The sequence below is a fragment of the Photobacterium sp. GB-50 genome, assembly GCF_003026755.1.
Lineage (GTDB): Bacteria > Pseudomonadota > Gammaproteobacteria > Enterobacterales > Vibrionaceae > Photobacterium.
In genome coordinates this window covers 25058-52045 of sequence record NZ_PYNX01000002.1, presented here as the reverse complement: position 1 = coordinate 52045, position 26988 = coordinate 25058, and the positions used below count along the sequence as shown (strand labels likewise).

Genomic DNA, 26988 nt, shown 5'->3' with positions numbered 1-26988 from the left:
ACTTATAGCCAGACAAAAAAACGCTGACAAGGACTTTTGTCTTTGAAAGCGTTTTTTATTTAGGTAATTTTGCTACAGGTCACTATTTTGAGCATTTACCAGCTCAATACCTGTTGGATTATTCTGAAGTGCAACAGTTAACACTTCATCAATCCAACGTACTGGACGTACTTCCAAGTCGGCGATTACGTTCTCTGGGATCTCTTCCAAATCACGCTCGTTCTCTTTGGGAATAAGCACTGTTTTAATGCCACCGCGGTGTGCTGCTAATAGTTTTTCTTTCAAACCACCGATAGGTAAAACTTCACCACGAAGTGTAATTTCACCCGTCATAGCCACATCAGCACGAACAGGATTACCCGTTAGGCTAGATACAAGTGCTGTACACATTGCAATACCCGCACTTGGGCCATCTTTCGGTGTCGCACCTTCAGGTACGTGAACGTGAATATCACGTTTTTCGTAGAAATCAGCTGCAATACCTAAACGCTCAGCACGAGAACGTACCACCGTCATTGCCGCTTGAATCGACTCTTGCATCACATCGCCGAGTGAACCGGTATAAGTTAACTTACCTTTACCTGGCATAGACTCTGTTTCAATGGTTAATAAGTCACCACCGACTTCCGTCCACGCAAGTCCTGTTACTTGACCAATGCGATTACTTTCGTCAGCTTTACCGTAGTCGCAACGCTGAACACCTAAGTAATCTTTTAAATTATCTTGGCTGATTTCAACGTGTTTAATGTCTTTATTAAGTAAAATTTCTTTCACTGCTTTACGGCAAAGTTTAGATATTTCACGCTCAAGGCTACGAACACCCGCTTCACGTGTGTAGTAACGAATGATGCCAATAATCGCAGAATCATCAACAGTCAACTCACCCGCTTTTAAACCATTACGTTTAATTTGCTTATCAAGTAAATGGTTCTTAGCAATGTTTAGCTTTTCATCTTCGGTATAGCCCGATAGACGAATAACTTCCATACGGTCAAGCAATGGACCTGGGATATTCATCGAATTAGATGTAGCGACGAACATTACATCAGATAAATCGTAATCCACTTCTAAGTAGTGATCATTAAATGCACTGTTTTGCTCAGGATCTAGCACTTCTAGCAACGCTGAAGCCGGATCGCCTCGCATATCTGATGACATTTTATCAATTTCATCCAATAGGAAAAGTGGGTTTTTCACCTCAACTTTTGCCATTTTCTGGATCAATTTACCAGGCATAGAACCGATATAAGTACGACGGTGACCACGAATTTCCGCTTCATCACGTACACCACCTAATGCCATACGAACGTACTTACGTCCCGTTGCCGCAGCGATCGATTGACCTAGAGAGGTTTTACCAACACCAGGAGGACCAACTAAACATAGAATTGGGCCTTTTAGCTTGTTTACACGGCTTTGTACTGCAAGATACTCAAGAATGCGTTCTTTCACACGCTCAAGGCCGTAATGATCGGCATTAAGCACTTCTTCGGCTTTTGCAAGGCTCTTCTTCACTTTAGAGCGCTTATACCAAGGCACGCTTAGCATCCAATCAATGTAACCACGAACAACGGTTGCTTCCGCTGACATTGGCGACATCATTTTTAACTTTTGCAGCTCTTGCTCGGTTTTTTCACGAGCTTCGGCTGGCATTTTAGATTCTTCAATCTTTTTCTTTAGCGCTTCAAACTCATCTGGCGCATCATCAAGCTCACCCAATTCTTTTTGGATAGCTTTCATTTGCTCATTTAAGTAATACTCACGCTGAGATTTTTCCATTTGCTTCTTAACGCGTCCACGGATACGCTTTTCAACTTGAAGCAAATCAATCTCGGATTCCATCATTGCCATTAAGAACTCTAAACGTTCTGTAATATCAACGATTTCTAATACTTTTTGCTTATCAGCCAGTTTCAGCGGCATATGCGCAGCAATGGTATCTGCTAGGCGGGCCGCTTCATCGATACCGTTAAGTGAAGTTAATACTTCAGGCGGGATCTTTTTATTTAGCTTGATAAAGCCTTCAAACTGGCTGATAGCGGTGCGAACAAGTACTTCTTGTTCGCGTTCATCCATTTCAGGCGTAACCAGATATTCAGCATGAGCAGTAAAGAACTCATCATCAGCTAAATCTTCAACTTTGGCACGTTGTTGGCCTTCAACCAAGACTTTTACGGTACCGTCAGGTAGCTTCAATAGCTGTAAAATAGTTGCAACAGTACCGACATCATAAAGATCAGTGATTGACGGTTCATCTGTCGCTGCTTCTTTTTGGGCAACCAACAGAATCTGTTTATTGTTCTCCATTGCCGATTCTAGGCAACGAATAGATTTTTCCCGTCCCACAAACAATGGAATAACCATATGAGGGTACACCACCACGTCACGTAGTGGCAGAACCGGGATCTCAAGGCGCTCAGAACGCTCCAGGTTCATATTCATCTCTCTTCCTGTCAATACTAATCGTATTAAGTAACTGGTTGAGTCACTTACTTAATACGACTAGAAAGTTAGCTTATATTGAGTATATGGGGGTGAAACATGATTATTCAACGAAAGAAGTAACAGAAAATAAAAAAGGAGGCTTATGCCTCCTTTTTTTAGCCTTTATGTGCACTTATTAGACACTTACTCAGCTGCAGCTGCTGGTGCTTCCGTGTTTTCATAAATCAGTAGAGGCTCAGACTCACCTTTAATTACTGACTCATCGATAACAACTTTACTTACACCTTGCTGAGACGGGAGCTCATACATAGTATCAAGCAGTACCGCTTCCACAATAGATCGTAGGCCACGAGCACCTGTTTTACGTTCCATTGCTTTACGTGCAATAGCAACCAGTGCATCATCACGAAACTCAAGCTCAACATTCTCTAGCTCTAATAACGCAGCATACTGTTTAGTTAGTGCGTTCTTAGGCTCACGAAGGATCTGAACCAGAGCTTCTTCGTCAAGCTCACCTAATGTTGCAGTGACTGGTAGACGACCGATAAATTCCGGAATTAAGCCGTATTTAACAAGATCTTCAGGCTCAACTTTTTCAAACAGATCACTTAATGTGTCGGCTTGGTCTTTTGAACGCACTTCTGCGCCAAAGCCAATACCAGTACCTGTTGCTACACGCTGCTCAACAACTTTATCTAGGCCTGCAAATGCACCACCACAGATAAATAGGATCTTAGAAGTATCAACCTGTAAGAATTCTTGTTGAGGATGCTTACGACCACCTTGTGGTGGCACAGATGCAACAGTACCTTCGATCAACTTCAGTAATGCTTGCTGTACACCTTCACCAGATACATCACGAGTAATCGATGGGTTATCTGATTTGCGAGAAATCTTATCGATTTCATCAATGTAAACAATACCACGTTCAGCTTTCGCCACGTCGTAATCACATTTCTGTAGCAATTTCTGGATAATATTTTCTACGTCTTCACCCACATAACCCGCTTCAGTCAGCGTGGTTGCGTCAGCCATCGTAAATGGAACATCTAACATTCGTGCTAATGTTTCAGCTAATAGTGTTTTACCACTACCAGTAGGGCCGATAAGTAAGATGTTACTCTTACCTAGTTCAACACCTTCACTAGTTGTATCGCCATTACGTAGACGTTTGTAGTGATTATATACCGCAACAGCTAGCACTTTTTTCGCATGTGCTTGCCCAATTACGTAATCATCTAGGTTGTTACGAATTTCTTGCGGAGTCGGCAGTTCATCGCCATCGCGTTTAGGCATCACTTCTTTAATTTCTTCGCGAATAATATCGTTGCATAAATCAACGCATTCATCACAAATATAAACAGAAGGGCCTGCAATCAGCTTGCGAACTTCATGCTGACTTTTACCGCAGAAAGAGCAATACAATAGCTTACTGCTACCACTCTCTTTTCGCTTATCTGTCATTCGCTAACCTCTTATTGGGGTATTCCCATCATTGCCTTGTCTTGAGTGTATAACAAGTCGGCTTATTTTGCTGCGTTAACTATCTAGAGTTAATCAGCGAAATAAGTACTTAGTCACGTTGACTCAACACGGCATCCACTAAACCATATTCTACAGCTTGTTCTGCAGACATAAAGTTATCACGGTCAGTATCACGCTCAACAACCTCTAGTGGTTGGCCTGTATGTTCAGCCAATAAACCGTTTAGACGTTGTTTGATTGTTAGAATTTCTTGTGCATGGATTTGAATATCCGATGCTTGTCCTTGGAAACCACCTAATGGCTGGTGAATCATTACACGTGAGTTCGGTAGACAGTAACGCTTACCTTTCGCACCACCAGCAAGTAAGAATGCTCCCATTGAACATGCTTGACCCATACATACAGTACTCACATTTGGCTTAATGAACTGCATAGTGTCATAAATTGACATACCCGCAGTAACAGAACCACCTGGAGAGTTGATGTATAGGAAGATGTCTTTATCTGGGTTTTCTGACTCTAAAAATAGTAGCTGTGCTACTACTAAATTAGCCATGTGATCTTCAACCTGACCAGTTAAGAAAATCACACGCTCTTTTAAGAGACGAGAATAGATATCATAAGAACGCTCACCACGAGAAGTCTGCTCGACCACCATAGGTACCAGCGCATCCAAAATTGGTGACATGGCGTTTTTTTCTTGGTAGCTCATAACGTTATTTCCCTAAAATAAATGGCCCGAATGAAATGACTCACACGGACCATTGTTAGCAGAAGACTTGAGATAATGTCAAATCTCTACATCAATTTCAGCAAATTAAGCAGCAGGATTCATTAGCTCGTTGAAGCTAACGTCTTTATCAGAAACCTGTGCTTTAGCTAGAAGTGCGTCAATCGCTTGCTCTTCTAGAGCAACATTACGCATGTTGTTCATTAGCTGTTCGTTAGTTTCGTAGTATTTAACTACTTCTGATGGATCTTCGTATGCAGAAGCCATTTCAGCGATGATTGCTTTAACGCGCTCTTCGTCTGCTTTTAGCTCTTCTGACTTGATCACTTCACCAACTAGAAGACCTACAACTACACGACGTTTAGCTTGCTCTTCGAACAACTCACGTGGTAGTTCAGGCATGTTCTTAGCATCACCGCCAAAACGTTGTGCAGCTTGCTGACGTAGTGCTTCGATTTCTTGATCGATAAGTGCAGCAGGAACTGTGATGTCGTTTTGCTCAACAAGACCGTTAAGAACTTGATCTTTGATGCGACCTTTAACAGCTTGCTTAAGCTCACGCTCCATGTTCTTACGAACTTCAGCTTTAAGACCGTCAACAGAACCGTCTTCAACGCCGAACTTAGCAACGAACTCTTCAGTTAGTTCAGGAAGCTCTTGTGCTTCAACTTTGTGAAGTTTAATAGCGAATGCTGCAGCTTTACCTTTTAGGTTTTCAGCGTGGTATTCTTCAGGGAACGTTACTTCAACAGTAAACTCTTCACCCGCTTTTTTACCTACAACGCCTTCTTCGAAACCAGGGATCATACGACCTTGGCCCATAGCAAGTGCGAAACCTTCAGCTTTACCGCCCTCGAACTCTTCACCGTCGATAGTACCAACGAAGTCGATAGTTACACGGCTGTTTGCATCAGCGGCTGCATCTACTTCAGTCCACGTAGCTTGTTGCTTACGTAGAGTATCAAGCATTGTATCAACGTCAGCTTCAGTTACTTCAACAACTGGCTTCTCAACAACAACTTTATCTAGACCTTGAAGTGCGATCTCAGGAAATACTTCGAAAGTCGCTTTGAATACTAGGTCTTTACCTTCAGCAACTTCTACTGGAGTAAATGTTGGCGCGCCTGCTGGATTGATTTTCTCTTTAACGATAGCTTCGATAAAGTGACGGTGCATTACTTCACCTAGGATGTCTTGACGTACTGATGCGCCAAACATTTTAGCAACCATCTTAATTGGTGCTTTACCAGGGCGGAAACCGTCGAAACGACGAGTTTTAGCAATTTTCTTTAGTTCAGCTGTTACTGCATCTTCGATGTTTGCAGCAGGAACAGTGATTGTTAGTTGGCGTTCTAGGCCTTCAGTGGTTTCAACGGTAACTTGCATTATATTTAACCTCAAAACTTACTCAGCTTTCTGAGTGATGTTGCCGAACAGCCATTTACTGACGGTGGCATCCTTTTCGTGTTACGGCTCGAAAACCATAACGCCTCAATTCTTTTACTTTATTTCTAAACTGTCAGATATACTCATCCAACTTAGAAATTAAAGCGCGTTATTATAACGACACACTTAGGTGGCGTCGAGGTGAGATAGACTAAACTGCTATCTAGCTCTACAACTGAAACACAAGATAGGGTCTATAACGAACATTTCAAGGGGTAAGGAGAAAATAATCATAGATCTCTGCGTTTTTTGGGTTCAAATGTTGGAAAAACAGTCGAATTAACGCAAATATGACGTAACAGAGAAAGCATTTTTTATGCCGTTATAAGACTAACTACAGAGTGATTTTTGTATTAAAAAAGCTTAGAAATGAATTAGATTTTGGATCTTATATATAAAGAAGAGAGAATGGCACGCCCTGCAGGATTCGAACCTGCGACCACATCCTTAGAAGGGACGTGCTCTATCCAGCTGAGCTAAGGGCGCATCATTGTGTAACATGGCGTTACGAGGCAGGATTATACGTTGCTAATCATTTAGGTCAATACGTTTACTTTAAATTTCATGATTTAAACCGCCAAGCGATTAAAGTTAAAGCAATCTGTTTTATTTTCAGTTTTTTCAGTGCAATTGTAGATACCTATTCCCTTCAACGATAAACACTTAAGATTGTTCGCCATTATTAAACAAACAAAAAGCAAACGTTTGCGTTATAGCTAAAGTAATCATTTTCTGACACAATAATAGCGTCCACATGCTTAGCCTATATAAAAAGGATTACCATGACCGCCCAAATTATTGATGGGAAATTAATATCCCAAACAGTTCGACAGGAAGTTGCCGCTAGAGTGAAAGCTCGTAAAGATGCTGGTCTTCGTGCACCCGGCTTAGCTGTTGTGCTCGTAGGTCAAGATCCTGCTTCTCAAATTTATGTCGGTAGTAAGCGAAAAGCCTGTGAAGAAGTCGGCTTTGTCTCTAAATCATTCGATCTACCACCAACAGCCTCAGAAGAAGAGTTATTACTTCTTATTGACGAATTAAATCTCGATCCAACGATTGATGGCATTTTAGTCCAACTTCCATTACCAGCTGGTATGGATAGCACACGAATTTTAGAGCGTATTGATCCTGAAAAAGATGTTGATGGCTTCCATCCATACAATGTCGGACGCTTAAGTCAACGTATCCCAAAACTACGCTCTTGTACCCCTAAAGGTATTATGACTCTCTTAGAACGTTACAATATTCCGGTACGAGGGAAAGAAGCGATTATTGTTGGCGCTTCTAATATTGTAGGTCGCCCGATGACACTCGAATTATTATTAGCAGGGGCTACAACAACAACTTGTCACCGTTTTACTCAAGATCTTGAGAGCCATGTTCGTCGTGCAGATATCCTTGTCGTCGCTGTAGGTAAACCTAACTTTATTCCTGGCGCTTGGATTAAAGAAGGGGCTACCGTCATTGATGTGGGTATTAACCGATTAGATAATGGTAAATTATGTGGTGATGTTGAATTTGATATTGCCAACCAAAGAGCAAAACATATCACTCCAGTCCCTGGCGGTGTCGGCCCAATGACAGTCGCAACATTAATAGAAAATACTATGTTAGCTTGCGAGCAGTTTCACGGCGAATAATTGGTAATAAAAAGAGTGATACCTATTGCTCTTTTATTCTCCAAAACAATGCTATTTTAAATTAGCAGTCCTCTTCTTATTAACAAATAGAATAAATAAAAAAAGCGATGGAACACCATCGCTTTTTCTTTTGATTATACAATTTATGGCGTCGACTATAAGCTTTTAGCTAGTTGTTTGACATACGCTGTAAATTCTTCACCAAATTGATTATGGCGCAAACCGTACTCAACAAACGCTTTCATGTAACCAATTTTACTACCACAATCATGGCTTACGCCTGACATATGAAATGCATTCACTTGTTGAGATTGCATTAGCATATCGATAGCATCGGTCAATTGAATTTCATCACCCGCGCCAACAGGCGTACGGGCTAATAATGCCCAAATTTCCGCTGGAAGTATGTAACGACCGACAATAGCTAAATTAGAAGGCGCGTCTTCAACTGAAGGCTTCTCAACAACCTTTGTCATCGGTGCAGATTCGCCAGCATGTAATTCCACACCATTAATATCCGCAACACCATAGTTTGACACTTCAGACATAGGAACAGGTTCAACCATCACCTGACTCACTTTAGTCTCGTTGAACATTTTCACCATGGCTGCCATATTATCGCAACGTAAATCGCTCGCAGCATCATCCAAAATCACGTCAGGTAAAACAACAGCAAAAGGTGCATCACCAACAAGGGGATGTGCACATAGTACTGCATGACCTAAACCTTTAGCTTGCCCTTGACGTACATGCATAATGGTCACATCAGGGGGACAAATCGCTTGTACTTCTTCAAGTAGCTGGCGTTTCACGCGCGCTTCTAATGTCGCTTCTAATTCAAAAGAAGTGTCAAAGTGGTTCTCAATCGAATTTTTTGAAGAATGCGTCACTAAAATAATTTCTTTAATTCCCGCAGCAACACACTCATTCACTACATGCTGAATAAGCGGCTTATCGACAATTGGAAGCATCTCTTTTGGAATAGCTTTAGTTGCAGGTAACATTCGAGTCCCCAGACCAGCAACAGGAATAACAGCTTTACGCACTAATGAAGTATTCAATTTTTTTTCCAGTATATTGTATTTGTAAACATCGTATTCGATGGCTTTAAAATAAGCAAAAGAGAGCTCTAACTTATAGAGAAAAATGATTATTTTTTAAGTAAATCAGTATTCTCAACACTTACTTTCACAGGCTTACCTAACAAGTTAATCAACATAAATGAGCGTTTCTCACCATCAGGCTCTTGGTAAATAGCTTCAAGGCCTTGAAACTTACCTTGCTCTAACTTTAATTTTTCACCGGGCTGAGGGAGCATAGACAACAAACGTTGATGCTCTTCACTATCTTCATTCATCATTAAGTTATAGATAAGTTCTTCACGTACTTTTTGTGGCATTGCGCCGCAGCGAATAAAGTCAGCCACCCCCCGCGTTGAACGCACCGACGTATAACTTACCGTTTCAGGGTCAAATTGAACAAAAACATAACTTGGAAATAATGGTTCGATTGACTCTATGCGTTTACCTCGGCTCACTTTTTTTACTGTTACCTGAGGGTAGTAGCAATCCACACCTTGACGATCCAGATTGATCACTGCACGCTCTTGTTCACTGCGCTTACAATAAAGCAAATACCAATCTTTCATCATCAATCCTAAACATTAAAATTCATCACTATTATATACATAAATAGCTACTTTTTATATTGCGGCTAATTAGAGATAAAAGCATTTTTTAAGATCTTATTGTTGCTCAACTCATTGATGGAAACCAAGACAGTCACCACTTTTACAGTAATTTCACAGCCAAAACTTGTAACATTCATGAACAACCCAAATAGACAGACAAAAGAACCACAGAAAAACCAAAAAACAAAATATAAACCCAAGCAATTAACAATCATAAAAATAAAATCATCATTACCATACTTAAAATTAACTTTTCAATTTTGGCTGAAAAAACCACAACCATTTATTTTTCAATAGGTTGAAATGTTTATCATTTGTTCTTTAAATGTAAAAACTTGCAGTCGTATATATTGTGCTTTATAAAACTACCGGTATAAGCAAACACACCAGCACAATAATATAGAGAATCCTATGAGTCATAATAGTAGTGGTACCTTATTGGGCCACCCAAAAGGCTTGTTCCTGTTATTTGGAACTGAGCTATGGGAGCGTTTCTCCTACTACGCCATGCGCGCTATTTTAGTTTTGTACTTAACAGATAAAACAATTGATGGCGGCTTAGGCTGGAGTACTCAAGAAGCATTAAGCCTATATGGTATTTACACCGGTCTGGTCTACTTCACACCTTTAATTGGTGGATGGATTGCGGATAACTACTTAGGTCAACGTCGATCAATTATTATTGGCGGCGTATTAATGGCTATTGGTCAATTTACTCTCGCACTCCCTCACAGTGTCGTTGATCCTCATGCTGTAAACGCTTTCTATTTAGGCCTTACTTTCCTGATCATTGGTAATGGTTTATTTAAGCCAAACATCTCAACCATGGTCGGTGATCTCTACAAAGAAGGCGATAACCGTCGTGATGGTGCGTTTACTATTTTCTATATGGGTATCAACATAGGTTCATTACTTGCGGGTGTTATTGCAGGTACAGCTTCTGCCATTTATGGTTGGAAAGCAGGCTTCTTATGTGCAGGTTTCGGTATGCTCCTCAGCCTATTGATCCAACTTTTTTTCGCACAACGTTACCTAGGTGATATTGGTACTGTTCCAGCTGCGGTTCGTGATGCAGCAAACAACGCAAGCGGTAAAAAAGAGCCTCTAACCAAAATTGAACGTGATCGCCTGAAAGTAATTATGGTGATGTGTACTTTTGTTATCGTATTCTGGGCAGGCTTTGAACAAGCTGGTGGCTTAATGAATATCTATTCTCAAGAATACACAAACCGTATGATTGGTAGTTTCGAAGTGCCTGCAGCTTGGTTCCAGTCACTCAATCCATTTTTCATTATTATTTGTGCCCCTATTCTTGCAGCTCTTTGGGTAAAAATGGGTAAGAGTGAACCTAATTCACCAGTGAAATTTGCACTAGCAATGTTCTCGTTAGCATTAGGCTTTGCTTGTATGATCGGTGCAGCGCTTGAGCAAGGCGGTGATATGACAGTGAAAACATCAATGCTATGGCTGATTGGCGCATACTTCTTCCATACTATTGGTGAGTTATGTTTATCACCGATTGGTTTATCAATGGTGACAAAACTTGCACCTCTTCGCTTGGCGTCATTAATGATGGGAGCATGGTTTGGTGCTAACGCCATTGCTAACTATATTGCAGGTGAGATTGGTTCACGTATTGGTGAAGCCGGCCCTCTAGCAATATTCTCTGGTATTGCAATTACTGCAGTGATTGCTGGGGTATTACTGCTTTTACTATCCAATACATTAATTAATTGGATGCATGGAGCAGAATCTTCATCTAATGATGATACTGCAGAGGTTAAAACAGCAGAAGCGTAATAGCATACTGATAACAATCTGTTTAGGGGTGGTGTTGCTAACACTGCCCTTTTTTACATCTTAATGTTTTTAAAGTTCACACTAAAACTAGCATGCCCCAATTGGCTTAGCGATAAACGCCCTCCTGAGGGAGACAATGCTAGCTTCGATAACATATTGTGCCTTGCTTCTCGTCCAAGCCATTCACCTGATGCGACTTCAAAAGAGTCATCACTTGTTCGAAGTTGTGCTTCAATACCTGCAGGAAGAATATGCAAACATCTATCAGACAAATCAAATACGCCAAACAAAGCCTTGATAGGTGACGCATAACCTGAGTGTTTCATCCCTTTTTCAATCAATGTGACTAAGTGGCTCAAGCTTTCTAAGCAATTACCTTGATTACGTAAATAATCATTAAAAAAAGCACGAATTAATAACGCTGTTGCCGTCGCATTATGATCACCACTACTGGTATCAAGAAGATAAAAGGCTAATTGACCATCTAATAGCCACGTATAATCAAGAATAACGGGGAGGGAATCAATGGATTGTAAAACACAATAATTTAACTGCCATCGCCCATAAGTCGATTGTGTTTCAGGCATTAATCCCACTAATAGCTCACGCGCCGCTTTAGGGTTATTTTGCAAATCTTTAATGTGCCATTCCAATTCTTCTTCAACAGGCTCTGTATCCTCTGAAGTAGCAAACCATCGATTAGAAAAATCTTGTCGATGATGTGTCGCACTGTCTTGCCCCTTTAATACCGAGATCATAGAAGATTTCAGCATTAAAATATTTTCCAATGGCTTTATTAAGAAATCCTTAACACCAAGTCGCAACGCTAAAGCGACATCTGTCATTGCTCCCGTTCCTGAAATAACAATAATTGGTATCATTGGATATTGAATAGACACTTCTTCAACAAACTCCATACCTGTCATAACAGGCATAGCGAGATCGCAGAGTAACAGATCAGGAATATGCTCCTTTAATGCACGTAGCCCTTCTAAACCATTATCAGCCTCTTGCACCAAGCATCCTTGGCTCTCAAGAAAGCCAACAATCATATTTCTAAATACTGGGTCGTCTTCTACAACGAGAACATCTTTCCCTTCTAGCAAAACCACCTCCACCAATACCTACTTAGTTTAAGGCACATTACAAACTGAAATTAAAGGCCTTAAAGACTGTCTAATTTTTGCGACTCTATTAAGCATAGAAAAAACACCACAAAAAATATGTATTCATGAACATTTAATAAAAATAAATTCATTTATGTAATACACTTCAAATTATCGTACCCCTTTATTTTGGTAAATTGACCATAATAAACATGATAAAAATACTATTTCAGTAGGAAAAACAAAGAAAAAGAGATGCATTTGACTCATTTTGTTATACAATTGCTCATCATAAGCGTTCAATAATGACTTTTTTATGAAACTTGACGATCTAAACTTATTCCGCATGGTTGTGGAAAATGGCAGTTATACCGCTGCATCTAGAAAAACCCAGGTACCAGTTGCGACACTGACACGTCGAATTCAAGCACTTGAAGAAGGCCTTAATATTCGCCTGCTTAATCGTCATGCCCGTAAACTGTCACTTACTGAAGCCGGTCAAAAGTTCTATCATGACTGTGCGCCTTTACTACAACAGTTACTTGATACGACTGAACATATTAGTGAAGAGTGTAAAGGTGCTGCGGGCAAGCTACGTATTGCCGCACCAACCAATATTACCAAGGTAATGCTTCAACCTTTATTGAATGCCTTTATGTTGGAACATCCAGCAATTAGCATTCAGCTATATATGAGCAATGAGCCAGATCAACTTGATCCGACGGACTGGGATGTTATGTTCCGTATTGGTCCTCAACGAGATTCAACACTGATCGCTCGTCGTATCAATGAAGTAAAAGATATTCTTGTTGCTAGCCCTGAATATTTAAAGAAAAACCCAGAGCCTAAACATGCTCAAGATCTTCACGACCATGTTTTACTGAAGGGTAATCCTTTACTACGCTGGCGTCTAAACAACCACAACGGCGAAACGGTTACGATTAATGAACGAGGTCGCTTTGAAGCAAGCGAACTTAACGTCGTACGTAAAGCGTGTTGTGCAGGCTTAGGGATCACGTTAATGCCTGATGTTATGCTGGAAAAATACATTACAGCTGGTGAGGTGACTCAAGTACTTAAAAACTGGTCAGCAAACCCACGTGATGTATATTTGATTTATAATCACCGTGATTACCAACCAGAAAAATTACGTCTATTTATTGATTTTGCAAGTCACTACTTTGACTTAGAAAAACACTAAAAACATTTATTAATAACGTAATATTTTAGAAAAATGCCATATTAGCCATTAATATGGCATTTTGTTTTTATCCTGTTAAGAACAATCACCCACATAAAAAAACATACAGTTACAAACCTTGCCCTCCCCCAAAAACCAAGAATGGCGTACTCTTTCCGCATCTCAGTTTTCTCATGATCTCAAGTCTTGTAGAACTGACTTATTCTGTATATTTACTTAATACTGCCGTCCCCATTAATGCGCATCCATAAAGAGCGTGGATTTATTTATGCATGCTCAATTGTTACTGCAGGACAGGCGATTATCACATCGCCAGTGATCTTATAGAGTCATGGTTTGGGGCCTGAGTTTATCCATAAAAAAGCCGAAGTTTTACACTCCGGCTTATAACTCTATTTGCTCACATATAAGACTTAAATGCCTTCGTTATGTAACTCTAAATTAGCTAAATCTTGCTGAATCTCACGCTGCTTTTTCGAGTCATCACTGCGTAGTGAATCTAAATACTCTAAGTACTTTTGGTTCACATCACCGGTTACGTAATTACCATTAAACACAGACGTTTCAAATAATTTAATTTCAGGGTTTCCTTCAGCGACGGCATCAACAAGATCTTGTAAATCTTGGAAAATAAGACCATCGGCACCGATAATATTTGAAATTTCATCCACTTCGCGACCATGAGCAATTAACTCATTAGCGCTTGGCATATCAATACCATAGACATTAGGGAAACGAATTTCAGGTGCTGCTGATGCTAAGTAAACTTTCTTCGCACCTGCCTCTCTTGCCATTTCGATTATCTGCTCTGATGTGGTACCACGAACAATAGAGTCATCGACTAACAATACATTTTTATCTTTAAATTCAGAACGAATGGCATTGAGTTTACGACGCACAGACTTACGACGCATTTGTTGCCCTGGCATGATAAACGTACGGCCCACATAACGGTTTTTAACAAAGCCTTGGCGATAAGGTTTATCTAACGTACGTGCAATTTCTAGCGCACTGTCACAAGAAGTTTCTGGAATAGGAATAACAACATCGATATCAATATCTGCCCATTCTCGTTTAATCTTTTCACCCAGCTTGGTGCCCATCGCTAAACGCGCGCCATAAACAGAGACTTTATCAATAAATGAATCAGGACGAGCAAAATAAACAAACTCAAATACACATGGATTTAACTGTGGATTATCGGCACATTGCTGAGTAAATAATTGCCCATCAAAAGTGATGTAAACGGCTTCACCAGGCGCAATATCACGGACAAAATCAAAACCAACCGCATCAAGTGCCACTGATTCTGAAGCTACCATGTATTCGGCTTTACCTTGTTCTTCACGCTTACCAATACATAAAGGGCGAATACCATTTGGATCACGAAATGCAATTAAGCCATGACCGATAACCATAGCAACAACCGCATACGCACCTTTTACAATTCGGTGAACTTCACTGATTGCTTTAAAAATTTCCTCAGGGCTAATAGGATAACTTGGACAATGCTCAAGTTGATTTGCCAGAATATTCAGTAAAATCTCAGAATCTGAGGTTGTATTGACATGACGTTTAGCTTGCTCAAATAAGGTCTCACGAATATCTGCTGCGTTGGTTAAATTACCATTATGAGCCAGTGAAATACCGTAAGGAGAATTAACATAAAACGGTTGGGCTTCTGATGCACTAGAGCTACCCGCAGTTGGATAACGCACGTGTCCGATACCTACATTACCTTGTAAGCGTTGCATGTGTTTAGCTTCAAAGACATCACGCACTAAACCATTCGCTTTACGCAGACGGAAACGATTGCTTTCTAAGGTACAAATACCCGCAGCATCTTGGCCGCGATGTTGCAGCACAGTAAGTGCATCATAGATAGACTGGTTTACCGGGGTTGAGCCCACGATTCCAACAATACCACACATTTCCAAAATCCTCGTCGTGCATAAAAATACAGTTACCAAATCGAATAAATTTGGTAACTGCTATTAATTTGGCGCTATTTCATGTTAGGTAAGAAGCTTGAACTGTGTTTGATATAGGAAAAAAACCATTCAATGACAACGCCAAACTGTGGGATGAGTTTTGACTGTTTCCACCAATCAGCACTTGCAAACCCTGTAAAGGCATCGAGAAAGAACAATACTGCCGCAACAATTAACACGCCGCGAACCCCACCAAAAACTACGCCCAAAACTCTATCAGTACCAGATAACCCTGTTTTCTGTACTAACTGACCAATAACATAGTTAACTACCGCGCCAACAATCAGCGTTGCGATAAATAAAACGGCAATAGCGCTACCGTTGCGAAGCATTTCATCATGAAAGTTTGTAAAGTAAACCGCAAGCTGTGGGTAGAAATTACTCGCCACAAAAAACGCAGTAAACCAGATAACTAATGAAAGTGCTTCTTTAACAAAACCACGGATTAAACTTACCAAAGCGGAAAAGCCAATCACGGCTAAAATTACATAATCAATCCAGATCATCATGTGTATTTCGTCTTGTTGATGCGTATTCTAACAGAAAAAATGAAGACGCAAACGTTTACTTAAGGTTTTATTGGGCTAAATTGATACAATTTACCACTTAACCCGGTTAATTTTTTCAAGTCATCAATCTTAGCCAAAAGCTTATCTTTTGAAAGATCGGGTCCCACAACAACTTTTACATACTGACCCGGTTGCGCATCTTTAGGTAATAAATGTGCCTGGTAACCATTTAATCGCAGCTTCGCCACTAGTGCGCTGGCATTCTTAAAATTACCAAACGTACCTAATTGGATCATCCAGCCACTATTTTTTAATCCTTGCTCAGACACAACTGCAGGCTCTGGCTTTACAACAGGTTGGGTTGTTACGACAGTTTTTGGTTGCTCAACGGGCACAACAGGCTGTTCAGGTTGAGGTGCTTTATCTTCTTCAACGGTATAGGTTTCATTATTATCACCTGATGATGTTGAAACCGTATCTTTACCATTATCCACTGTTACTGTGACAGGATCTTTAGGTAGCTCCGAATTTACCGTTTCAGGGTTAGGTATTTGAGTAAACTCCTTTTGATCACCCATTTTAGGCTGCAACGGAATGCTTTCGAACTGCTCTTTATAGTGCTGTTTTTGCCCATCAAAAAGATCAGGAAGAAAAATCACGCCAACGGTTACCAAAATAATGGTACCAATCAGTCGATTTTGAAATTGGCTAGCCACATGGACTCCTATACTATTTAACCACTTTATAATAAAAGTGTTTTTCACTCATTAACGTAAATAACTCGTTATTTGCCCGACAGTGTAAAACGAGCCAAAGACGATTACCATATCATCTCGGTTAGCTTGTGTTAGCGCTTGGTCAAATGCAGCCTCTGGCTTATCAAAACCCATACAATCTGGTGGTAAATACTGCAATATTTCATCGGCAGTCGCCGCTCTTGGGCCCGTTAAAGAAGCGGGATACCAATGATCTACTACATCTTTCATCATTGCGATAGTCGACGCGATATCTTTATCGTGAAGCATCGCAACGACAGCATGAATATGCTTCTTACCTTCTTTTTGTTTCATTCGGTTTAATTGCTGAGCGAAATACTCGGCTGAATGGGGATTATGTGCGACATCCATAATGATCAATGGATCATCACTCACACGCTGCATACGTCCTGGTAATTGAGCTTTACTTAAACCTTGAATAATATTCTCTTCCGAGATATCAAGCTCTGCCGTTCCTAAAGCCATTAATGCTGTGGCTGCATTAGGGAGCGGTAAATTAGGTAGTGGCAAGTGAGATAAATCAAATGCACCACACTGCCAGTTCCAATGGTCATCGGCTACTTGATAATCAAATTGATAACCAACTTGATGTAATTCTGCGCCAATATCATCCGCGTGAGCAGGAACCGTAGCTGGCGGATGAGGTTGGCCGCAAATAGCCGGTTTGCCTGAGCGGAAAATACCTGCTTTTTCATAACCAATTACGTCTATATTATCACCAAGCCAATCGACATGATCGATTGCAAGACTGGTGATCACGCTAACATCATGATCAACAATATTAGTGGCATCTAATCGCCCACCAAGGCCAACTTCCAATACAACAACATCCACTTGATGTGTTTTAAATAGTATTAACGCAGCAAGCGTACCAAATTCAAATAAGCTTAAACTTATATCACCCCGCGCTGCTTCAACGCTTGCAAATGCTTTGCTATGTTCACCGTCGTCAAGCTCTTTATTATTGATACGAACACGTTCGTTATAACGTACAAGGTGAGGAGAACTATAAACACCAACCTTATAACCCGCTTCAATTAAGATAGCTTCTAGCATGGCACAGGTTGAACCTTTACCATTAGTACCCGCAACAGTAATAACACAAGGCGCAGGTTTAAGAAGATTTGCTTTTTCACCCACAGCTTTAACGCGATCTAATCCAAGATCGATTGCACTGGTATGTAATTGCTCAAGATATTTCAGCCATGTTGAAAGCGAGGCTGTCGCTTGTGGTGCAGTCAATCCTGACATGAGAAATCATTCACTTGTTTATAAATTACTTGAGCCATAATTTACCATCGAATCTTAAATAACTTAAACCTATGACGATATAAATTCGATTAAACGCCACGTTAATGGCAATAGCGCTATTACATACTCAAAAAAAAACCGCCTAGCGATTAGCTAAACGGCTTCTATATTCATCAATCAATATAATCAATTAGGTGTTTTCTGAATCTTCAGCTTGGACAGTAGCCTCAACAGACTCTGGCTTACTATCGACAGAAACAACTAACGGTGATGCTTGGTTGGTCATTTTGGCAACAAGACCTGCAACACGCTGACGCATTTCACGGCGATCAACAATCATATCAATCGCACCATGTTCAAGGAGGAACTCACTACGTTGGAAGCCTTCTGGTAGCTTCTCACGTACGGTTTGCTCAATAACACGTTGACCTGCAAAACCGATTAGTGCTTTGGGTTCACCAATATTGATGTCACCAAGCATTGCAAGGGATGCTGATACCCCACCCATAGTTGGATCGGTTAACACAGAGAAGAAAGGTAAGCCTTTCGCTGATAAACGCTCTAACGCCGCACTGGTTTTCGCCATTTGCATCAGTGACATCAGCGCTTCTTGCATACGTGCACCGCCACTTGCAGAGAAGCAGATCAATGGGCAGTTATTTTCAATTGCCGCATCCACTGCTCGTACAAATTTAGCACCAACGACAGAGCCCATTGAACCGCCCATAAAAGAGAATTCAAAAGCACATGCAACAATAGGTAAACCTAAGACTTCCCCTTTCATTGCGATTAATGCATCTTTTTCACCCGTGGCTTTTTGCGCGCTATACAAACGATCTTTGTACTTTTTAGAATCGCGGAATTTAAGCTTATCTTGCGGCTCTAGCTCTGCGGCAATCTCAACTTGCGTATCAGCGTCTAAGAAAGTTTCAAGACGACGACGTGCTTTCATACGCATGTGATGATCACACTTAGGGCACACCTCTAGATTGCGCTCAAGATCTGCATGGTACAGTACTTGATCACAAGAGGTACATTTCGTCCAAACGCCCTCAGGAATCGACACTTTTCGTGAAGAGACAATGTTGCTTTTAGTTAGAATCTTTTCAAGCCAGCTCATGAATGACCTTTATTCTTTAATGCTTCCGCCGTCAATGGCCGAAGATACAAATTCATTGGATAACGATCAGAGATTAAAACACAATCTTACTAATCTGTAGATAAAAAACTGGTACTACCTTATCAAGCTAACCCTTGTAACTCAATCAGCTAAGAATAACGGACCTAATGGTACACGCGGTAAATTGTGCTCTTTCGGGTAATCAACATCAACCAAATACAAGCCTTCAGCTTTGGCTGTTGCTCCTGCTAATGTGCGATTTTTTTGCGCAAGTAGCCACTCAATCCACTCTGGTTTTTCTTCACCTTTGCCGACTTTAATTAAGCTACCTGTGATGTTACGTACCATATGGTGAACAAACGCATTCGCTTTGATATCAATGATCACAAAGTCGCCTTGGCGAGTGACATTCAGGTGCATTAAATTACGCCATGGGCTTCGAGATTGACAGTGAACCGCGCGGAACGACGTAAAATCATTTTCACCCAGTAAGTACTGACCAGCCTCATGCATTTTTTTCTCATCAAGATGGCCGTGATAATGGCTAACACCATTACCTAAAATAGCGGGACGTAAGGCGTTATTAAAAATGATGTAGCGGTAACGGCGTGCTGTCGCAGTAAAACGAGCATGAAAATCCTCATTCACTTCTGTCGCCCAACGTACCGCAATATCTTTAGGAAGATGAGCATTAGCACCCATCGTCCACGCCACCATTTTGCGATCAATATTAATATCGAAGTGAACAACCTGCCCCGTGCCATGAACGCCAGCATCAGTTCGTCCAGCACAGAAGACTTCTACTGGTTGATTGGCGACTTTAGAGAGAGCTTTTTCCAAACGCTCTTGTACGCTATCTACATCACGTTGGCGTTGCCAGCCATAATACTTAGCACCATCGTACTCTACACCTAAAGCTATTCGCATAATTTATTCAACTTCGATTAATCAAACCTATGTAAACCACTAACACGTAATTTACGAAACTGTTCCGAATTATAAGTAATTCACAAGATAAGGGAAAGAATAGCGCGATAGGGATAACATAATGCAGCAAGTAAAAATAAAAAAGCACGATAGAATTATCTCTACCGTGCTTGTTCTATCTTAAACAAGAGTGATGTTACAACTTCAAAAGCAATCTTTTGGCTTCTGCTTGAAGATCTTGTTCAGCATTTTTCGCAATATCCTCTAATAAACCAACAGCACCTTCGCTATCATTCATTTCTAAATAAGCTTTAGCCAAATCAAGTTTACTTGCATACTCACCATTAGTATCAACATCATAGTCACCAATACTGGCTAACATATCAGGGTACTCGTCAAGCCCTACCTCTAAATTTAAAGGATTGGTATCGGGATCAACTTGCTGATGCGATGGGTCATCTTTCATTAATTCATCAATACTAATATAAGATGGTTTTTCAGCTATAGATTGTTCAGCCAGTAACTCACTGGTTGCTACGCTTTCCAGATCATTGGTATGTAATGAGAAGTCAGACTCTAACGAAACAGACTTCACGTCGTCTTTTACCAAATGCGGTTGTTGTGTCCAATCTTCTTGAGCTAACTCAGGCTCAGATACCGAGGTTTGCCATACTTTAGCATCATCATCAGACATCTCATCGTCAAAAGTATAATCTGCTTCTAACTCATCTTCTGTTTGCGTTAATAATCCATCACGTTCACCGTCTTCTAAACCCAGCCCAGAGCGCTCCACTTGCTGTTTGGGTAATTCATCCATTAATAATGGTTCAGTCTCAACATCAGTCGTGTTGTCACTAACCTCTTGTGGCTGTATTGACTGAGATGGGCCTTCATTATCTGCATTATCATTTAATGAATCATCAAACAGTAATGCATCCATATCAAGACCTGCAGAATCAACCATGGTTTGATCCAACTGATCTAATACAACTGGTTTCTCTGTTACCTCAATAGGCTCTTCATTGGGTAAACGTAAACCTTGTTCAATTTCATATTGCTCAAGCTCATGTTGTTCATCCAATGAGGCTTGCAGCGCTTCACCTTCATCAAACTCTGGAATGGTCGTTGGATCGAGTTTTTCAAAAGGATAAACATCCCTTTGAGCGGTATCAAATGGCGATACTTCATTTTCACTAGCAACCGTTGATGCTGGTAACGATGACTCATCAGGTAATTCAGGAGCGGTTTCAGCAACAAAATCTACTGTATTTTCAGGAGATAATTCAGATTTAGGTGAATACTTATCTGCAGCTTCCGCGGCCTGCTGCAATTGACGAATAACATTATCAAGTGCGATTTGCTCATCAATGTCGTTATTCAGTTCTGTTTCGTCAAAAGGCTCAGCATCAGGATCATCCAATGCCGCTTGTTCATCAAATTCAGGTAAATCATCGAGTGATAATACGTCTTGATGAACAGCATCTTCTTGTGGTGATTCATACACATCATCAGCAAATGCTTTTAATGCATCCTCTTCATCAAAAGAAGGAAGATCGTCTACATTCAGCGGTTCATGTGGCTCTGCTGCAACATGACTCGCTAATGCATCTTGCTCATCTAGTTCACGTTCAAGATCTGAAACGGTTAATGGCTTAACATCACTGTCTAGCGATTGACGATAAAAGTCTTCGTCTAAAACATCATCTAAGATCTCATCGAATTTCTGTTCACTACTTGGCGATAAGGTTTGCAGCTCTTCAGTATTTTGTGACTCAAGGACTTCTTTCGATGGCGTATCGCGAGTGTCACTCACAAATTCAGACGTGAAAACATCATTCGGTGCTTCTTCACTTGGCAATTCAGTTACAACTTCAGACCCTAATATATCAGGCTCTACAGTATCAGCATTGCTTTCATCAGTAAGAGATATGTCTTTTTCCTGTTGAGCATATTTTTCAACATCACTTTCAGGATTAATAACATCCTGTGATTTCTGCTCTAGATCAGAAGCGAATGATGGCGATTCGATAATTTCATCAAGATGTTGATTCTCATTATTAGGAGCATCTTGTTCATCGACTGCTGCTAACTGCTCAGATAAAATTTCATCTAACAATTCAGTACTGGATTCATCGATAGCAATATCATCTTGTGATGATGAGGTTTCACTTTCAGCGTCATTGTCTTTCAATAATTCATCAAGCAGTTCAGTACTATCTTCAGCCACTTCTATCGTTGAATCAGATTGTTCCGGTTCATCCTCATCTAAGATCAACTCATCAAGCAATGCTGTACTGTCTTCAGCCACTTCTATCGTTGAATCAGACTGTTCCGGTTCATCTTCATCTAAGATCAACTCATCAAGTAATGCGGTACTGTCTTCTTCAAGTTCAATATCACTACTTAATTCATCATCTTCTACTAACTCATCAAGTAATGCAGTACTACCTTCTTCAAAAACACGTTCATCATCTTGTGTTTCATCCGTCAGTTCATCTGAAACAGTTTGATCTAATTCAGGTAAATCAGCACCAAAGCTACCAAATAATGCATCCAATTCATCTTGGTCAATATTCTCAGAGGCTTTAACTTCAACATCTTTTGACTCATCATTAATTTCAGACGTAGCGCGGTCTTGGCTTTGCTCTTCTGCTTGTTGCAAAATTTCATCTAATAACGATTGCTCTAACAAGCCATTATCTAACTCTTCATCTTCGTTATCTGCTGGCAATGGCTTAACATCGTCATTATCACTAAGATCAAAGTCATCCTGAGATAAATCAAAATCATCGAGACTATTTTCAGAATCTTCATTTTTCGCTGATTCATTGAGAGATTTCTCCCACATTAACGCTAAGGCTTCATCTGAACTTGGCTCGCTCTCATTATCCATTTCATCAAGAGCACGCTCCATGTCTTCTAAACCAATAGCATCATCACCTTTAACTGAAATACTACTACTTAAGTTATTTTCAAAAGCTTCATCAAATTCAATATCATTAACAACTGCTGATTCAGTCTTCGTATCAGCGTCATCGCTAAATTCAGTAACAGACTCTTTTACCTCTTCTTTCTCATTTTTAGTTGACGGATCATTTTTATCATCAATATCTAACGTAAAGTCAGGCTCATTGAATAGATCATCATCCGCAAACAGGTCATCTAGGTCATCTGAAGTATCAAGAGCTTGCTCATCACCATCAATAGGAGGGATGACAACAGGTGCCGTTTCAGCAGCTGAAGCCTCTGGAGCATTTAATGATTTCACCTCATCTTGCTCTTCTTCTTTACGACGCAATAAGAAGAATGCCAGCAATGCAGCAAGTAAACCGCCAGGAATAATACCAGCAGCAGCTAATGCCCAAGGGTTATTAGCCAGTGAATCAAACCAGGTTGAAGTAGGTGGTGTCACAGGTTGTGGCGCATTTTGCAGTTGTTTTTGTTGCTCTAAGAAAGTCAGCAGTTCTTGGCGTACATCATCGCTATCTTTAACTTGATCTTTTAATGCATCAACTTCTTGTTGCATTTCCGCTAAGCGTAAACGAAGCATGTGGTTACTTTCCACCAGCTTTGTCATTTGCTCATCTGTCATCGCTTTTTGCTGTTCTGATAATTCAGGCTTGGCAGGAATAGCCGTATTTTCTACATTATCAACATCAGCAACTTCAACGTTTTCAGTTTTAGGCGTTTCAGAAATATTCGCGGTTGATTCAGCTGGTGTCGCTGCACTAATCACAGCAGCAGTTGTAGCTACCGCTACCGCTTTCTCTATTGTTTTTGCTGGAACATTTGTTGTTGAGTTAGCCGTTTCATCAACTACCGCCACAGGCTTTACAACTGGCTCTGCGGGCTGTGTGCTTTTTACGTCTTTTTTCGCTGCTTGCTCTGCTTGTATTTTTTGTAGTTCTTCAGGCTTGGGCTTTAATTTTACAACACGTTTTTGGCTAGCTGGCTTTGCTTTAATATAGGGTGCACGTCTTTTATCCGCTTCTAATTGACGACGGATCAAGCTCTCTTTCTCGTTCTTAACCTGGCTTAATGTTGGCATAACCAAGGTACTACCAGGGATCAATCCATGAATATTGCTGTTTTCAAATGCTTGTGGATTAACGTGATAAATAGCACCGATAACTTGGTATACAGATACTGAAGCATTAGGACGATTTCGAGATGCGATTGACCACAAGGTTTCTTTTTCACCTGTAGGGCCATAACGACGAGTAGAAAGTGGTGCGGTGTTTGACTGCGAAATTGAACGCAGATCAGGTGTATCAATACCTCGGCTCGCTTGCGAATAGGATCCATCCTCATTCGACGGGCCAATAATCCGAACAGTATTCGCATTCACCACAGGCAAATAAGAAGAAATGGTAACGAAAGCTACCGGTACAATAAAGCGCTTTACTATCTTAGGGATATCAGACACTGCCTGCGTTCCTCTCTGGCAGAGATAAATAAGCCGAAAACGTTAATTCAATGAACGCATTTCGAAACAATACGAGTTGCTTATATGTTCTACAAACTACACATATAACGACAACATAAAGAAAATCTTAAGGTTGTTATGGCTAATTTTTGCTAGCTGACGATGTATGTCAAGTGACTACTTAGGGTTTTACCAGCAAGATCATGGAAATGAGAAAGGAGCAATCTCTTGCTCCTTTTTTTATTTCTTTTACAAATATTCTTCAATTAGCTTTTCAGCAATCTGAATACTATTTGTTGCCGCACCTTTACGAACGTTATCAGCTACAACCCACATATTCAGACCACATGGGTGACTAATATCTTCACGGATGCGACCTACCATCACGTGATCTTTACCTACTGAATCTGTTACCTGTGTTGGGTAATCAGTACCATGGAAGACTTCAATACCATCAGTATTTTCAAGTAGATTAATTGCATCTTCGATAACAACAGGTTGATGCGTTTCAACATGCACCGCTTCTGCATGACCAAAGAAAGCAGAAACACGCACACAAGTTGGGTTAACACGAATACTTGAGTCGCCAAGAATTTTTTGTGTTTCCCACACCATTTTCATTTCTTCTTTGGTGTAACCGTTATCCATAAACTCATCGATATGAGGTATGCAGTTAAATGCAATTTGCTTGTCATAAGCACTGTTTTCAGCTGGCAAACCATTTAGCAATTTTGCTGTTTGACCGGCAAGCTCATCAATTCCCTTACGACCAGAGCCAGATACCGATTGATAAGTCGCAACATTAATACGATCAATACCATAAGCATCTTGAATTGGCTTAAGAGCAACTAACATTTGAATCGTAGAGCAATTGGGATTTGCAATAATATTACGGTTGCGGTAATCAGCAATCGCTTCAGGGTTTACTTCAGGGATCACTAACGGAACATCATACTCATAACGGAATTCAGATGTGTTATCAATAACCACTACACCAAAATCTGTGGCAATAGGCGCCCAATGACGTGATGCTTCAGCGCCTGCTGAAAACAAAGCAATTTGAACTTGGCCCCAATCGAAATCTTCCACGTTCTTCACACGGATTGATTTACCTTTAAAACGTAACACTTTGCCAGAGCTACGATCACTTGCCAGCAAGTAAAGATTGCGAACAGGAAAATTACGCTCTTCTAGCACCTCGACCATAGCTTCGCCGACAGCACCTGTTGCGCCTAGTATTGCGATATCATATTCCTGACTCATTGAGTGACCTCTACTACTGTAAAACCTAATTTAGCCAGCGACTCTACCTCAAAATCGGCCTTGCCTGCTACTGTAATTGCACTATATTCACGGCGATCCCAGTAGTTTTTTCGCATCATATCAAAAGCAGTGGCCATTTTGCTGTTATCGTCACCAGCTAGCTGCATTTGACGACGGAAAATACCGTCATCTTTACGTACATCATACACCAATTGGGTAAGGCTAAATAAACTTGCCTCGTCCCATTGACGACTTAATTCAACTTGAGGAATTGGCGCAACAGGCAATAGTTCACTCGCATCTACCTGCTTATCAACACCTAGAAACTCACAAAAGCGGTTGAAAACCATGGTTGTTCCACGCGCTTTACCTTCAAGCCCATATCCAGCTACATGCGGTGTCGCAAAAGCTAAATACGGTAGTAGCTCTAAATCCACCAATGGCTCTTGCTCAAACACATCAAGTACTGCTGTAAGTGCCTTCCCTGTACCATTATAAGAAGCCACTAAGGCCGCTTTTAAAGCACTATTATCAACAATAGGACCACGTGCCGCATTAATTAAAATAGCATTGGGTTTTAATGCATTTAGAAAAGCGTCGTTGACTAAGTGATGAGTTGGAAACTCGACATCGCGAGTTAACGGGGTATGGGTTGTGATGACATCACACTCAGCAAGTAGCGTTTCAACTGAATCAAATTGACGCTCATCGCCTTGCGCTTGCTTTAATGGATCGTTAAGCAGATAACGAATACCTAATGCATCTAAACATTTCGCCAAATATGAGCCAACATTACCAGCACCAATGATCCCAACAGTGCGATCAAAAATAGAAAAGCCTTGTTGCTGGCCTAATACCATTAAGCTACTCAGTACGTACTCGGCAACACCCACTTTGTTACAGCCTGGTGCTGCTGTGAAAGTAATACCACGCTCAGCTAATAGCGGTTGATCAACATGATCTTGTCCTGCTGTTGCAGTTCCCACAAATTTTAACTTATCAGCTTTTTCTAACAGACTGTTATTAACTTTCGTCACCGAGCGGATCATCAGGGCATCAATCCCTACCAAATCATCAGCCGTTAAATTTCGACCTGGTTTGGCGATGACCTCACCAAGCTCACTAAACAACGCCAACGCATACGGCATATTTTCATCAATAAGGATTTTCATTTCGGCTTCC

At 40.7% G+C, this 26988-nt stretch carries 19 protein-coding genes and 1 tRNA gene; 3 read left to right on the top strand and 17 right to left on the bottom strand.

What is annotated here, in order from left to right; all coding sequences use genetic code 11:
• Positions 1-72: 72 nt before the first annotated feature.
• The 5 genes from lon to C9J41_RS02935 form a co-directional block, all read right to left on the bottom strand.
• Positions 73-2436 carry an endopeptidase La gene (gene lon, locus C9J41_RS02955; RefSeq protein WP_105061295.1) on the bottom strand — a complete coding sequence of 788 codons (2364 nt, stop codon included), beginning with the start codon at positions 2434-2436 and terminating at the stop codon, positions 73-75.
• 192 nt (positions 2437-2628) lie between these two features.
• Positions 2629-3909: an ATP-dependent protease ATP-binding subunit ClpX gene (gene clpX / locus C9J41_RS02950; protein ID WP_107206068.1), complete on the bottom strand. Its 1281-nt coding sequence runs from the start codon at positions 3907-3909 to the stop codon at positions 2629-2631.
• 109 nt (positions 3910-4018) lie between these two features.
• Positions 4019-4642, bottom strand: coding sequence for an ATP-dependent Clp endopeptidase proteolytic subunit ClpP (gene clpP / locus C9J41_RS02945; protein ID WP_005369103.1), 624 nt, complete (start codon positions 4640-4642; stop codon positions 4019-4021).
• A 105-nt stretch (positions 4643-4747) separates the two neighbouring features.
• Positions 4748-6046 carry a trigger factor gene (gene tig / locus C9J41_RS02940; protein ID WP_105059697.1) on the bottom strand — a complete coding sequence of 433 codons (1299 nt, stop codon included), beginning with the start codon at positions 6044-6046 and terminating at the stop codon, positions 4748-4750.
• 469 nt (positions 6047-6515) lie between these two features.
• Positions 6516-6592 (bottom strand) — tRNA-Arg (locus tag C9J41_RS02935).
• A gap of 296 nt (positions 6593-6888) precedes the next feature.
• Between C9J41_RS02935 and folD the strand changes: the two genes are divergently transcribed.
• Positions 6889-7746: a bifunctional methylenetetrahydrofolate dehydrogenase/methenyltetrahydrofolate cyclohydrolase FolD gene (folD, locus tag C9J41_RS02930; protein ID WP_107245750.1), complete on the top strand. Its 858-nt coding sequence runs from the start codon at positions 6889-6891 to the stop codon at positions 7744-7746.
• Between the two features lie 155 nt (positions 7747-7901).
• Here the strand turns inward: folD and galU are convergent, their stop codons facing one another.
• Both galU and rfaH read right to left on the bottom strand, forming a co-directional pair.
• Positions 7902-8807 carry a UTP--glucose-1-phosphate uridylyltransferase GalU gene (gene galU / locus C9J41_RS02925; RefSeq protein ID WP_107294191.1) on the bottom strand — a complete coding sequence of 302 codons (906 nt, stop codon included), beginning with the start codon at positions 8805-8807 and terminating at the stop codon, positions 7902-7904.
• Between the two features lie 89 nt (positions 8808-8896).
• Positions 8897-9394 carry a transcription/translation regulatory transformer protein RfaH gene (rfaH, locus tag C9J41_RS02920; RefSeq protein WP_105059695.1) on the bottom strand — a complete coding sequence of 166 codons (498 nt, stop codon included), beginning with the start codon at positions 9392-9394 and terminating at the stop codon, positions 8897-8899.
• 453 nt (positions 9395-9847) lie between these two features.
• Between rfaH and C9J41_RS02910 the strand changes: the two genes are divergently transcribed.
• A complete protein-coding gene (locus tag C9J41_RS02910; protein WP_107294189.1) occupies positions 9848-11236 on the top strand; it encodes a peptide MFS transporter in 1389 nt (462 codons plus the stop codon).
• Positions 11237-11289: 53 nt separating this feature from the next.
• Here the strand turns inward: C9J41_RS02910 and C9J41_RS02905 are convergent, their stop codons facing one another.
• A complete protein-coding gene (locus C9J41_RS02905; protein ID WP_107294290.1) occupies positions 11290-12342 on the bottom strand; it encodes a response regulator in 1053 nt (350 codons plus the stop codon).
• Positions 12343-12658: 316 nt separating this feature from the next.
• Between C9J41_RS02905 and C9J41_RS02900 the strand changes: the two genes are divergently transcribed.
• Positions 12659-13543 carry a LysR family transcriptional regulator gene (locus tag C9J41_RS02900; RefSeq protein ID WP_107206063.1) on the top strand — a complete coding sequence of 295 codons (885 nt, stop codon included), beginning with the start codon at positions 12659-12661 and terminating at the stop codon, positions 13541-13543.
• 413 nt (positions 13544-13956) lie between these two features.
• On the opposite strand, the gene purF is transcribed toward C9J41_RS02900, so the two are convergent.
• The 9 genes from purF to C9J41_RS02850 all read right to left on the bottom strand — a co-directional run bounded on the left by purF (position 13957) and on the right by C9J41_RS02850 (position 26978).
• The gene (gene purF / locus C9J41_RS02890) at positions 13957-15474 is read right to left on the bottom strand and encodes an amidophosphoribosyltransferase (protein WP_107206062.1); all 1518 of its coding nucleotides are present in this window, start codon (positions 15472-15474) and stop codon (positions 13957-13959) included.
• A 74-nt stretch (positions 15475-15548) separates the two neighbouring features.
• Positions 15549-16040 (bottom strand): colicin V production protein, encoded by a 492-nt coding sequence (gene cvpA, locus C9J41_RS02885; RefSeq protein WP_006646399.1) that lies wholly within the window; start codon positions 16038-16040, stop codon positions 15549-15551.
• Between the two features lie 62 nt (positions 16041-16102).
• The gene (gene dedD, locus C9J41_RS02880) at positions 16103-16759 is read right to left on the bottom strand and encodes a cell division protein DedD (RefSeq protein WP_107294188.1); all 657 of its coding nucleotides are present in this window, start codon (positions 16757-16759) and stop codon (positions 16103-16105) included.
• Between the two features lie 51 nt (positions 16760-16810).
• The gene (gene folC, locus C9J41_RS02875; protein WP_107294187.1) at positions 16811-18070 is read right to left on the bottom strand and encodes a bifunctional tetrahydrofolate synthase/dihydrofolate synthase; all 1260 of its coding nucleotides are present in this window, start codon (positions 18068-18070) and stop codon (positions 16811-16813) included.
• A 190-nt stretch (positions 18071-18260) separates the two neighbouring features.
• The gene (accD, locus tag C9J41_RS02870; protein ID WP_107206059.1) at positions 18261-19190 is read right to left on the bottom strand and encodes an acetyl-CoA carboxylase, carboxyltransferase subunit beta; all 930 of its coding nucleotides are present in this window, start codon (positions 19188-19190) and stop codon (positions 18261-18263) included.
• A gap of 141 nt (positions 19191-19331) precedes the next feature.
• Positions 19332-20117 (bottom strand): tRNA pseudouridine(38-40) synthase TruA, encoded by a 786-nt coding sequence (gene truA, locus C9J41_RS02865; RefSeq protein ID WP_107206058.1) that lies wholly within the window; start codon positions 20115-20117, stop codon positions 19332-19334.
• A 196-nt stretch (positions 20118-20313) separates the two neighbouring features.
• Positions 20314-24543 carry a FimV/HubP family polar landmark protein gene (locus C9J41_RS02860; RefSeq protein ID WP_107294186.1) on the bottom strand — a complete coding sequence of 1410 codons (4230 nt, stop codon included), beginning with the start codon at positions 24541-24543 and terminating at the stop codon, positions 20314-20316.
• Positions 24544-24792: 249 nt separating this feature from the next.
• Positions 24793-25806 carry an aspartate-semialdehyde dehydrogenase gene (locus C9J41_RS02855; protein ID WP_045127745.1) on the bottom strand — a complete coding sequence of 338 codons (1014 nt, stop codon included), beginning with the start codon at positions 25804-25806 and terminating at the stop codon, positions 24793-24795.
• A complete protein-coding gene (locus C9J41_RS02850) occupies positions 25803-26978 on the bottom strand; it encodes a 4-phosphoerythronate dehydrogenase (protein ID WP_107294185.1) in 1176 nt (391 codons plus the stop codon). Before C9J41_RS02850 ends, C9J41_RS02855 begins: the two co-directional genes overlap by 4 nt.
• Positions 26979-26988 lie beyond the last annotated feature (10 nt).